The sequence below is a fragment of the Pseudomonas sp. MWU318 genome (genome assembly GCF_016756945.1).
Lineage (GTDB): Bacteria > Pseudomonadota > Gammaproteobacteria > Pseudomonadales > Pseudomonadaceae > Aquipseudomonas > Aquipseudomonas putida_A.
On sequence record NZ_JAESJL010000005.1, the window covers coordinates 170,987 to 184,757 of the forward strand.

Sequence of the window (13,771 nt, forward strand, 5' to 3'; positions counted from 1 at the left end):
ATGAATGCTGAAGACTCCTTGAAACTTGCTCGCCGGTTTATCGGGTTGCCCCTGGAAAAGCGCCAGATGTTCCTCGCGGCCCTGCACAAGGAGGGCGTGGATTTCGCGCGGTTCCCGATACCCGCCGGCATCGCAGCCGAGGATCGTCAGGCGCTGTCTTACGCGCAGCGACGCATGTGGTTCCTGTGGCAACTCGACCCGCAGAGCGGCGCGTACAACCTGCCCGCTGCGGTGCGGCTCAACGGTCGACTGAACCAGTCGGCGCTGGAGCAAGCTTTCGCCAGTCTGGTGGAGCGCCACGAAACCCTGCGTACTGTGTTCCAGCGCCAGGCCGATGACAGCCTGCTGCAAGTGCCAGCCACTGCGCCGCTGCTGATTAACCGGGAAGACTTCAGCGCACTGCCGGCCAGTGAGCGCGAGCAGGCGGTGATCCGTGCCGCCGAACAGCAGTCGGTGTTGCCATTTGATCTGGCGGTCGGCCCGTTGCTGCGGGTGACCTTGCTCAAGCTTGCCGAGCAGGAACACGTGCTGCTGCTGACCCTGCACCACATCGTCTCCGATGGCTGGTCGATGAACGTGTTGATCGACGAATTCATCCGTTGCTACGACGCATTCGACGCCGGTCAGACGCCGCAATTGCCGCCATTGCCGATTCAGTACAGCGACTATGCGCTGTGGCAACGCCGCTGGCTGGAGGCCGGTGAGCAGACGCGCCAACTCGATTATTGGCAGGCACAACTGGGCGACGAACACCCGGTGCTGGAGTTGCCACTGGATCATTCGCGACCGGCGATGCCGAGTTATCGCGGTACCCGTTACGAATTCGCGGTCGACGGCCAATTGGCCGAGCAACTGCGCAGCACCGCGCAACAGCATCAGGTCACCGTGTTCATGTTCCTGCTCGGCGCTTTCAATGCGCTGCTGCACCGTTACACCGGGCAGACCGACCTGCGTGTCGGCGTGCCGATCGCCAACCGCAATCGCGGCGAGATCGAAGGCCTGATCGGCTTCTTCGTCAATACCCAGGTGCTGCGCACGCAACTGCACGGTCAGACCCGGGTCGACGAACTGTTGCGGGCGGTCAAGGAAACCGCGCTCGGTGCCCAGGCGCATCAGGATCTGCCGTTCGAGCAACTGGTCGAAGCGCTGAAGCTGGAACGCAGCCTCAGCCACACGCCGCTGTTCCAGGTGATGTACAACCACCAGCCGCACGTCGCCGATATCGCCACCATCAGCACCGCATCCGGCCTGCAACTCGACAGCCTCGACTGGCAGAGCCGCACCACCCAGTTCGACCTGACGCTGGACACCTGGGAGAAGGGCGGCAAGCTTCACGCCGCACTGACCTACGCCAGCGACCTGTTCGATGCACCGACCATCGAACGCATGGCGCGGCACTGGCTGCGCCTGCTGACGGCGATGGTCGCTGATCCGTCGCAGCGCATCGGTGAGTTGCCGCTGCTGGAGGCTGACGAGCAGCGCACCCTGGTGCACGACTGGAACAACGTCCACGCGCAGTACCCGAGCGACACGCCGATTCACCAGTTGATCGAAGCACAGGTCGCGCGTACGCCGCAGGCCCCGGCACTGGTGTTCGGCGAACAGACGCTGAGCTACGCCGAGCTGGATGCGCGGGCCAATCGTCTGGCGCATCTGCTGCGCGAACAGGGCGTGCAGGCGGACAGTCTGGTTGGCGTTTGCGCTCTGCGTTCGGTGGAAATGGTCGTCGCGCTGCTGGCGATTCTCAAGGCCGGCGGCGCCTACGTGCCGCTGGATCCGGAGTATCCGCAGGAGCGTCTGGCCTACATGATCGAGGACAGCGGCATCACCTTGCTGTTGACGCAACAGGCGCTGCTGGCAGCGCTGCCGACTGATGGCGTGAAACTCATCACCCTGGATCAGCCGGGGCTGCTCGACCGCTACAGCGACAGCCGTCCGGAGATCAGCGTAGATCCGCTGAACCTGGCGTACGTGATTTACACCTCGGGTTCCACCGGTAAGCCGAAGGGCGCTGGCAACAGCCACGCGGCGCTGGTCAACCGTTTGTGCTGGATGCAGGAAGCCTATGCGCTGGATGCCAGTGATTCGGTGCTGCAGAAAACCCCGTTCAGTTTCGACGTATCGGTGTGGGAGTTCTTCTGGCCGCTGCTGACCGGCGCGCGGCTGGTGGTGGCCGCGCCAGGTGCGCACCGTGATCCGCTGCAATTGATCGATAGCATCAACCGTCACGGCATCAGCACGCTGCACTTTGTGCCGTCGATGTTGCAGGCGTTCATCCATGAGGCCGGCGTGGAAAGCTGCAGCGGTCTCAAGCGGATTGTCTGCAGCGGTGAAGCGTTGCCGCTGGATGCGCAACTGCAAGTCTTCGCCAAACTGCCGAACGCGAGCCTCTACAACTTGTACGGCCCGACCGAAGCGGCCATCGACGTCACCCACTGGACCTGTGTCGATGAAGGCGCGGACAGCGTGCCGATCGGCCGGCCGATCGCCAACCTGCGCACCCATGTCCTCGATGCCGAATTGCTGCCGGTGCCGAGCGGTGTCGCCGGTGAACTGTATCTGGGCGGCGCCGGGCTGGCGCGCAGTTATCACCAGCGTCCGGCGCTGACGGCCGAACGTTTTGTGCCGTGCCCGTTCCATGACGGCGCGCGCCTGTACCGCACCGGTGACCGTGTGCGGCAGCGTGCCGACGGGGTGATCGAATACCTCGGGCGTCTCGACCATCAGGTTAAGTTGCGCGGTTTGCGCATTGAGTTGGGTGAAATCGAGACCCGCCTGATGCAGCACTCGCTGGTGCGTGAGGCGGTGGTGCTGGTGCAGGGCGGCAAGCATCTGGTGGCTTATCTGGTGCTGGAAAACCCGCAGGCAGACGAGCAGTGGCAGCAAGAGGTCAAGGCGTGGCTGCTCGGCAGTCTGCCGGAGTTCATGGTGCCGACCTACCTGATCACCCTCGACAAATTGCCGGTCACCGCCAACGGCAAGCTCGACCGCAAGGCCTTGCCGCAACCGGATGCCGCGCCACAACAGGCATTCGTGGCGCCACAGGACGCCATGCAGAAAGCCCTCGCGGCGATCTGGGAAGCTGTGCTCGGCCTCGACCGCGTCGGCCTCGAAGACAACTTCTTCGAGCTGGGCGGCGATTCGATCATCTCGATTCAAGTGGTCAGCCGTGCGCGACAGGCCGGGATCCGCATCAGCCCGCGTGACCTGTTCCAGTACCAGACGGTGCGCAGTCTGGCGCTGGTCGCGAGCCACGATCATCTGTCTTCGGTGGATCAGGGGCCGGTGACCGGCGACGCCGTGCTCGGGCCGATCCAGCAGGATTTCTTCAGCCGCGCGATGCCGGTGCGCGAGCACTGGAACCAATCGTTGCTGCTGACCCCGCGTGAGGCATTGAACGCACAATGGCTCGATGCGGCGCTGACCCACCTGATCAATCACCACGACGCCTTGCGCCTGCGTTTTGTCGAAGGCACCGAAGGCTGGCAGCAAAGCCATGGCCCGTTGCTGACGGGCGCTGAGCTGTGGCAACGCGATGCCGAATCTGCCGAACAGTTGCAGGTGTTGTGCAACGAAGCGCAGCGCAGCCTCGACCTGCAAAACGGCCCGTTGCTGCGCGCGTTGCTGGTGACCATGGCCGACGGCTCGCAACGACTGGCGCTGATCATTCATCACCTGGCGGTCGATGGCGTTTCCTGGCGGGTGCTGCTGGAAGATCTGCAGCAGGCTTACGAGCAACTGGCGGCGGGCGGCGGCATTCAGTTGCCGGCCAAGACCAGCGCGTTCCAGAGCTGGACGGCGCGTCTGGCGCAGGAAGCGTCGCGCTTCGATGAGCAATTGAGCTATTGGAAAGCCCAGCATCAGGGCGCCAAGGATCTGCCGTGCGACCGCCCGGATGGCAGCCTGCAAAATTTGCATGGCGAGAAAATCGAATGGCGCCTCGACGCCGAACGCACCCGTCAGTTGTTGCAACAGGCGCCCGCTGCGTATCGCACCCAGGTCAACGATCTGTTGCTCACCGCCCTGGCGCGCACCATCAGCCGCTGGAGCCAGCAGCCGGGCACGCTGATCGAACTGGAAGGCCACGGCCGCGAAGACCTGTTTGATGACGTCGACCTGACCCGCACCGTGGGCTGGTTCACCAGTCTGTTCGCGGTCAACCTGACCGCCAGCGCTGATCTCGACGGTTCGATCAAGGCGATCAAGGAGCAACTGCGCGCGGTGCCGGATAAAGGTCTGGGTTACGGCGTGCTACGGCATTTGGCCGCGCCGTCGGTGCGCGCCGAACTGGCCGCGCTGCCGCAACCGCGCATCACTTTCAACTACCTCGGCCAGTTCGACCGCCAATTCGACGAGACGGCGCTGTTCGTGCCGTCGGTTGAAACCAGCGGCGTGGCGCAGGACTCGTCGGCGCCTTTGGGCAACTGGCTGACCGTGGAAGGTCAGGTGTATGGCGGCGAACTGTCGATGAGCTGGGGCTTCAGCCGCGAGATGTTCGACAGCGCCACGGTGCAGCACCTGGTCGATCAATACGCCAGCGAATTGCAGGCGCTGATCGAACACTGCTGCACGCTGCCCATTGCGCAAGCGACGCCATCGGACTTCCCGCTGGCTCGGGTGACCCAGGCGCAACTGGATGCGCTGCCGGTACCGGCCGGTCAGCTCGATGATGTCTATCCGCTGTCGCCGATGCAGCAGGGTTTGCTGTTCCACACCCTCTACGAGCAGGCTGCGGGTGAGTACATCAATCAGTTGCGCGTGGATGTGCAAGGTCTTGAGCCTGAGCGCTTCCGCGCTGCATGGCAGGCCACCGTCGATGCGCAGGACATTCTGCGCAGCGGTTTCGTCTGGCAGGGCGAACTGGCGCAACCGCTGCAGATCGTCCACAAACAGGTGCAGTTGCCGTTCAGCATTCTCGACTGGCGCGAGCGCGACGATCAGCCGGCAGCCCTCGTGGCGCTGGCTGATGCCGAACGTCAGCAAGGATTCGATCTGAGCCATGCACCGTTGCTGCGTCTGGTGCTGGTGCAGACCGCTGCCGAGCAATGGCACCTGATCTATACCCATCACCACATCCTGATGGACGGCTGGAGCAACTCGCAGTTGCTCGGCGAAGTGTTGCAGCGCTACAGCGGTCGCACCCCGGCCCATGGCGGCGGACGGTATCGCGATTACATCGCCTGGCTGCAGCGTCAGGACGCGCAACTGAGTCAGGACTTCTGGAGCGCTCAGTTGGCCACGCTGCAAGAGCCGACCCGACTGGCCCGCGCCGCTACCAGCGGCGAGCGCGACAGTGGCCACGGCGACCATTACCTGACCTTGGACGTGCCGCGCACCCAGGCGCTGGAAGCGTTTGCCCGCCAGCAGAAAGTCACCGTCAACACCCTGGTGCAAGCTGCGTGGCTGCTGTTGCTGCAACGCTACACCGGTCACGAAGCGGTGGCGTTCGGTGCGACTGTGGCCGGGCGTCCGGCGGATTTGCCGGGCATCGAGCAGCAGGTCGGCCTGTTCATCAACACCCTGCCGGTGATCGGCGCGCCGCGCCCGGACCAAAGCGTTGGCCAATGGCTGCAAGCGGTGCAGGCGCAAAACCTCAGCCTGCGCGACTTCGAACACACGCCGCTGGCGGACATCCAGCGCTGGGCCGGGCAGGGCGGGGAAGCGCTGTTCGACAACATTCTGGTGTTCGAAAACTACCCGGTCGCCCAGGCGCTGAGCCAGGCCGGGCAAGGCCTGACATTCGGTGATGTCGGCAACCTTGAGCAGACTCACTACGCCCTGAGCGTGGCGGTCACCCTCGGTCAGCAACTGGCGCTGCACTACAGCTTCGACCGCAGCCAGTTTGCCGGTGAGGTGATCGAAGGCATCAGTGCCCATCTGCTGCAATTGCTTGAACAGTTTGCGCTGTCGGCCGAACGCAACCTTGGCGAAATCGCTCTGGCCAGCGCGCAAGAGAATGCCCGCCAGCAAGCCGAAAACCAGCCGCAGCCGTACCCGCTGGACATCGCGGTGCATCAGCGCATTGCTGTGCTGGCGGCCGAGCGTCCGCAGCGCACTGCCGTGATCTTCAACGGTCAGCATTTCAGTTATGGCGAGATCGAGCAGCGTGCCAATCAACTGGCTCACGCGCTGATCGCCCGTGGTGTCGGCGCCGAGACCCGGGTCGGCGTGGCCCTGCCACGCAGCGAGGCGGTAATCGTCGCGCTGCTGGCGGTGCTCAAGGCCGGCGGTGCCTATGTGCCGCTGGACACCAGTTACCCGCGTGAACGCCTGGCCTATCTGATTGAAGATTCTGGGCTGGCGCTGCTGATCAGCGATTCATCGGTGTCGGCGCAATTGCCGGTCGACGAGTCAGTGCCGTTGCTGGAACTGGACCGTCTCGACCTGCGCGAATTGCCGAGCACGGCGCCACAGGTGGCAGTCGATCCGCACAACCTCGCGTACGTGATCTACACCTCCGGTTCCACCGGTAATCCGAAAGGCGTCAGCGTTGCCCACGGCCCACTGGCGATGCATTGCCAGGCCATCGGTCAGCGCTACGAAATGCGCGACAGCGACTGCGAATTCCACTTCATGTCGTTCGCCTTCGACGGCGCCCACGAGCGCTGGCTCACCAGCCTGACCCACGGTGCTTCGCTGCTGATTCGCGACGACACGCTGTGGACGCCGGAGCAGACCTACAACGCGATGATCGAACACGGCGTGAGCGTGGTTGCGTTCCCGCCGGTGTACCTGCAACAACTGGCCGAACACGCCGAGCGTGTCGGCAACCCGCCGAAAGTGCGGATCTATTGCTTCGGCGGCGATGCGGTGCCAAACGCCAGTTTCGAGCGGGTCAAGCGCGCCCTCGATCCGGACTACATCATCAACGGCTACGGCCCGACCGAAACCGTGGTCACGCCGTTGATCTGGAAGGCTGGCCGTGAAGAGCCGTGCGGCGCCGCTTACGCACCAATCGGCAGCCGGATCGGCGACCGCAGCGCCTATGTGCTCGACGCCGATTTGAACCTGTTGCCGCAAGGCATGGCTGGTGAGTTGTACCTCGGTGGCACCGGGTTGGCGCGGGGTTATCTGAACCGTCCGGGGCTGACCGCCGAGCGTTTTGTCGCCGACCCGTTCAGCGCCCATGGCGGCTTGCTCTATCGCACCGGTGACCTGGTGCGCCAGCGCGTCGACGGCACGTTCGACTATCTGGATCGCATCGACAATCAGGTGAAGATTCGCGGTTTCCGTATCGAACTGGGCGAAGTCGAAGCGGCGCTGCAAGCCCTCGACGGCGTGCGCGAAGCAGTGGTCGTGGCGCAGGAAGGCAGCGCCGGCAGTGGCAAGCGTCTGGTGGCCTACGTGGTTGGCGATTCGGCCCGTGCCGAGTTCACCGACCACCTGCGGGCGCAGCTCAAGGCCAGCCTGCCGGCGCACATGGTGCCGGCGTATGTCCTGCGTCTTGAGCGCATGCCGCTGACGCCGAACGGCAAGCTCGATCGCAAGAACCTGCCAAAACCGGACGTCAGCCAACTGCAACAGGCCTACCTCGCGCCACAGACGGCGCTGGAACAGCAACTGGCGGCGATCTGGCAAGACGTGCTCAAGCTTGAGCAAGTGGGTGTCAGCGACAACTTCTTCGAACTGGGCGGCGATTCGATCATCTCGATTCAGGTGGTCAGCCGGGCGCGGCAGGCCGGGATTCGCTTCAGCCCCAAAGACCTGTTCCAGCACCAGACCATTCAGGCCCTGGCCACGGTGGCGCAGACCGGCGAAGTCGTGCAGCCAATCGATCAGCGCGCGCAAACCGGCGAAACCGCGCTGCTGCCGATTCACCAGGCATTTTTTGCCGAGGCGATTCCCGACCGTCACCACTGGAACCAGTCGGTGATGCTCAAGCCGACGCAGGCACTGGACGCTCAGGTACTGGAGCAGGCGCTGGATGCGTTGGTCGTTCAGCACGACAGTTTGCGTCTGGACTTTGTCGAGCAGGCTGCGGGTTGGTCGGCGCACTACCGCGACGTCGCCACGCAAGCGGGGGAAACCATTCTCTGGCAAGTCGAGGTCGCTGATCTCGCCGCCCTTGAGGCACTGGGCAACAAGGCCCAGCGCAGCCTGCAACTGAGCAGCGGTTCGCTGATCCGCGCGGTGCTGGCGAACCTGGCTGATGGCAGTCAGCGCCTGCTGCTGATCGTCCATCACCTGGTAGTCGATGGCGTGTCGTGGCGGATTCTGTTTGAAGACCTGCAACGTGCTTACCGGCAGATTCTCGCCGGTCACGCCGTGCAGTTGCCGGCCAAGACCAGTGCGCTCAAGGCCTGGGCGGCGGCGTTGCAGGACTACGCCAAAACCCCTGCGTTACAGGCCGAACTGGGCTTCTGGCAGCAGCAGTTGCAGGGCGCTTCGGCGGCTTTGCCTTACGACCGCCCGCAGGGTGGCCAGCAACACGAGCAGGCACTGACCCTGCGCAGAAAACTCGATCAGACCCTGACCCGTCAGCTGTTGCAGGAAGCTCCGGCGGCCTATCGCACCCAGGTCAACGACCTGTTGCTGACCGCGCTGGCGCGGGTGCTGGTGCGCTGGACCGGGGACGACAATGCCTTGGTATTGCTTGAGGGCCATGGTCGCGAAGACCTGTTCGAACACATCGATCTGACCCGCACCGTGGGTTGGTTCACCAGCGTATTCCCGGCACGCTTGGCACCGGCCGCCGAACTCGGCGCGTCGCTCAAGCAGATCAAGGAACAGCTGCGGGCGATCCCCCACAAAGGCATCGGCTTCGGCGCACTCGCGCACCTCGGTGACGAGCCGGCGCGTGCCACCCTGCAAGCCTTGCCGGCGCCGCGCCTGACCTTCAACTACCTCGGCCAGTTCGACGGCAGCTTCGATGCTGCCAGCGATTCCTTGTTCGTGCCGACCAGCGAGTCCGGCGGCGCAGAGGTCAATCTGCAAGGGCCGCTGGGCAATCCGCTGGCGCTCAACAGCAAGGTGTTCGGCGGTGAGCTGGACCTGAGCTGGACCTACAGCGGCGCGATGTTCGACACCGCCACCATCCAGCGTCTGGCCGACGACTATGTGCAGGAGCTGACCGCGCTGATCGGCCACTGCTGCGACACTGGCAACCGTGGCGTGACGCCGTCGGACTTCCCGCTGGCGCAACTGTCGCAAGCGCAACTCGACGCACTGGTGCTGGAGCCGCAAGGCATCGACGACATCTACCCGTTATCGCCGATGCAGCAGGGCATGCTGTTCCACACCTTGCTCGAACACGGCAATGGCGACTACATCAACCAGATGCGCCTGGACGTCGACGGTGTCGATCCGCAACGCTTCCGCGCGGCGTGGCAGGCAGCGGTGGATGCGCATGACATCCTGCGCAGCGGCTTCTTCTGGCAAGGCGATCTGCCGCAACCGGTGCAAGTGGTGCAACGTCAGGTCGAGGTGCCGTTCAGCGTGCTCGACTGGCACGGCAGGACTGATCTGGAGGCAGCGCTGCAAACCCTCGCCGATGAGGAGCGCGCACTGGGTCTGGACCTGAGCTGTGCACCGCTGATGCGCCTGGTGCTGGTGCGCACCGCAGCCGAGCGTTATCACCTGATCTACACCAACCATCACATCCTGATGGACGGCTGGAGCAGCGCGCAGTTGCTCGGCGAAGTGTTGCAGCACTACAGCGGCGAAGCGGTCGCCCGTGGCGCGGGTCGCTACCGCGATTACATCGCCTGGCTGCAACGTCAGGATGGCGCGGCGGCGCAAGCCTACTGGCGGGCGACGCTGGGCAATCTGCAGGAACCGACGCGCCTGGCCAATGCCATCGCGCGGCCGCAGGCCGGTTTGCCGAGCGTGGGTTACGGCGATCATTACCAGGTGCTGGACGCTGAGCTGAGCCAGCGCCTGGGCGAGTTTGCCCGGGCCGCGAAAGTCACCGTCAACACCGTGGTGCAAGCGGCGTGGCTGCTGCTGTTGCAGCGCTACACCGGCAAGGATTGCGTGGCGTTCGGCGCCACCGTCGCCGGGCGTCCGGCGGATCTGCCGGGGGCCGAAGCGCAGATCGGCCTGTTCATCAACACGCTGCCGGTGATCGCCGCGCCGCCCGCGCAGCAGAGCGTGATCGCCTGGCTGCAAGCGGTGCAGGCGCAGAACCTCGCCTCGCGCGAGTTCGAACACACGCCGCTGGCGGATATTCAGCGCTGGGCCGGGCAGGGCGGTGACGCCTTGTTCGACAGTTTGATGGTGTTCGAGAACTACCCGATCGGCGAAGCGCTGGAACGCGGTGCGCCGCAGGGTCTGCGCTTCGGCGCGGTGGCCAATCAGGAGCAAACCAACTATCCGCTGACCCTGCTGGTGAACATGGGCGCGCAACTGTCGGTGCATTTCAGTTATCAGCGCGACAGCTTCGCGGCGGCCAGCGTGGCGCAGTTGGGCGCGCATCTGCAGCGTCTGCTGAGCCAGATGGCGGATGGCGGGGAACGTTCGCTCGGTGAACTGAACCTGATTGAACACGGCCCGCAAGTGAACAGCGATTTCGTTACCGAGCAGTGCATCCATCAAGCCATCGCCCATCAAGTGGCGGCGACCCCGGATGCCTTGGCGGTGACCTTCGCCCATACGCAACTGACCTACGCCGAACTGGACGCTCAGGCCAATCGGCTGGCGCACAAACTGCTTGAGCTGGGTGTCGGCCCGGAAGTGCGCGTGGGCGTGGCGATGCCGCGTTCGGAGCAGTTGCTGATTGCCTTGCTTGCGGTGCTCAAGGCCGGTGGTGCGTATGTGCCGCTGGACCCGGATTACCCGGCCGATCGCGTGGCCTACATGCTCGAAGACAGCCGCGCGCGGGTGTTGCTCACCGAGCAGGCCGTTGCGGCGACCCTGAGCGTGCCGGGCGATACGCAAGTGCTGCTGTTGGATCAGCTGTCTCTGATCGGTTATTCGGCCGTTGTCCCACAGACCACAGTGCAGCCCGCCAACCTCGCCTACGTGATCTACACCTCCGGTTCCACCGGCAAACCGAAAGGCGTAGCCATTGCCCATCGCAACGTCATGGCGCTGATCGACTGGTCGGCCAAGGTCTACAGCCGCGACGACATCCAAGGCGTGCTGGCCTCGACGTCGGTGTGCTTCGACCTGTCGGTGTGGGAGCTGTTTGTCACCCTCGCCAACGGCGGCTCGCTGATCATCGCCCGTAATGCCTTGGAGCTGGCGCAACTGCCGGCCCGCGATCAGGTGCGTCTGATTAACACCGTGCCGTCGGCGATTGCTGCGCTACAGCGTGCCGGGCAGATTCCGCCAAGCGTGCGCATCATCAATCTGGCGGGTGAACCGCTGAAACAAGCGCTGGTGGAGGCGTTGTATCAGCAGTCTACGGTCGAGCACGTCTACGACCTGTACGGCCCGTCGGAAGACACCACCTATTCGACCTGGACCCGCCGCAGTGCCGGTGGTCAGGCGCGGATTGGGCGTGCGCTCGAGCACAGCGCCAGTCATCTGCTGGATGCCGACCTGCACGCGGTGCCACAAGGTGTTTCGGCCGAGCTGTACCTGTCCGGCGCCGGCATCACGCGCGGTTATCTGGGGCGTGCGGCGATGACCGCCGAGCGCTTCGTGCCGAATCCTTTCGTCGGCAACGGCGAGCGCATGTACCGCACCGGCGACCTGATTCGTCAGCGCGAGGAGGGCGAGCTGGAGTACATGGGCCGGATTGACCATCAGGTGAAAATTCGTGGATTCCGCATCGAACTGGGGGAGGTCGAGGCACGATTGCTCGCGCAACCTGCAGTCAGCGAAGCGGCGGTATTGGCCGTCGAAAGCGACACCGGGGCGCAACTGGTGGCGTATGTGGTCGCCCCGTCACTGGAGATGCACGACGGGGACGCGCAGCGCCAACTGCGCGAGGGACTAAAGACTGGCCTCAAGTCTTCGTTACCTGACTACATGATTCCCGCGCACCTGCTGTTCCTTGAGCAGTTGCCACTGACCCCCAACGGCAAACTCGACCGCAAGGCCCTGCCGGCGGTCGATGCCAGCCAGATGCAGGCCGCGTATGTCGCGCCGCACAGTGAGCTTGAGCAGCAGGTCGCGGCGATCTGGCAGCAAGTGCTCGAAGTGAAACGCATCGGCTTGAACGATCACTTCTTCGAACTCGGCGGGCACTCGCTGCTGGCGGTCAACGTGGTGTCGCGCATGGCCCTTGAACTGGGCCTGACGCTGACCCCGCAACTGTTATTCCAGCACCCCGTCCTGAGCGATTTTGTCGCTCGACTCGATACAGGAGGCGGGGCAATCAACGAACAGAAACTGAGCAAGCTGGAAGCCCTGCTTGACGATATGGAGGAAGTCTGATGGACAAGAGTGTTGCTTTGAGGGTAGCCAAGCGCTTTATCACTCTGCCGCTGGACAAACGTAAGCTGTACCTGGAAAAGATGCTCGAAGAGGGCGTCTCTCCGGCCAACCTGCCGATCCCGGAAACACGTTCCGGGTTTGCGGCGATTCCTCTGTCGTACGCTCAGGAGCGTCAACTGTTCCTCTGGCAAATGGACCCGCACAGCACCGCGTATCACATCCCCAGCGCCCTGCGCCTCAAGGGGCGGCTGGATGTGGCAGCGCTGGAACGCAGCTTCAACGCGGTGGCGGCGCGTCACGAAAGCTTGCGTACCACTTTCGCCGAACAGGGTGAAAGCTTTTGCCAGGTGATTCACCCGCAGCTGCCGCTGAGCATCAGCCTGACGGCATTGCCGGAGGGCCTCGACGCCGCCGGGGAAGACGCGGCGATCAAGGCCTTCGTCGAGAGCGAAACCGCACGCCCGTTCAATTTGCAGCAGGGCCCGCTGCTGCGGGTGGCGCTGCTGAAAGTGGCGGAAGACGACCATGTGCTGGTGCTGATCCAGCACCACATCATCGCCGATGGCTGGTCGATCAAAGTCCTGGTCAACGAGCTGATCCAGCATTACGCCGCCGACACCGCCGGGCAGCCGCTGAGCCTGCCGGAACTGGAAGTGCAATACGCCGACTACGCGATCTGGCAGCGCCACTGGCTGGAAGCGGGCGAGCGCGAGCGCCAGTTGGCCTACTGGGTCAAGACCCTGGGCGGCGAGCAGCCGGTGCTGGAGCTGCCGATCGATTTCCCGCGTCCGGCCGTGCAAAGCCTGCGCGGTGCGCGGCTGGAGCTGAACCTGTCGGCAGACCTCGGTGACGCCCTCAAACAGCTGGCGCAGCGCGAAGGTGCGAGCCTGTTCATGCTGCTGCTGGCGTCGTTCCAGGCGCTGCTGCATCGCTACAGCGGTCAGGCGCAGATTCGCGTCGGGGTGCCGACCGCCAACCGCAACCGGGTTGAGACCGAAGGCCTGATCGGCTTCTTCGTCAACACGCAGGTGCTGAGTGCCGAGGTCAGCGGGCAGTTGCCGTTCAACCAGTTGCTGGCTCAGGTCAAGCAGGCGGCGATGGCCGCGCAGGCGCATCAGGATCTGCCGTTCGAGCAACTGATCGAAGCTTTGCAACCGGAGCGCAGCCTGAGCCACAGCCCGGTGTTCCAGGTGATGTTCAACCACCAGACCAGCCGTGATCAGGGCCGCAACGCGGCGCAGTTGCCGCAGCTGAGTGTCGAGGATGTGCAGTGGGAAGGGCGCACCGCGCAGTTCGATCTGACGCTGAATACCTACGAGTCCAGCGACGGCTTTGCTGCCGAGCTGACCTACGCCACTGATCTGTTCAAAGCTGAAACCGTCGAGCGTCTGGCACGTCATTGGCAGAATCTGCTGCGCGGCATTGTCGCCGCACCGAGCCAGCGCGTCGG

General features: G+C 64.2%; 2 protein-coding genes (1 of these 2 only partly in view). Both read left to right on the forward strand.

Annotated features, from left to right (window positions below; all coding sequences use genetic code 11):
* Nucleotides 1-12,321 carry a non-ribosomal peptide synthetase gene (locus JN524_RS14100; RefSeq protein WP_202369700.1) on the forward strand — a complete coding sequence of 4,107 codons (12,321 nt, stop codon included), beginning with the start codon at nt 1-3 and terminating at the stop codon, nt 12,319-12,321.
* Nucleotides 12,321-13,771: the start of a non-ribosomal peptide synthase/polyketide synthase gene (locus tag JN524_RS14105; RefSeq protein WP_202369701.1), read on the forward strand. The gene runs 13,546 nt beyond the window's last position; only the first 1,451 of its 14,997 coding nucleotides appear in the window; it begins with the start codon at nt 12,321-12,323; its stop codon lies off the right edge, out of view. Before JN524_RS14100 ends, JN524_RS14105 begins: the two co-directional genes overlap by 1 nt.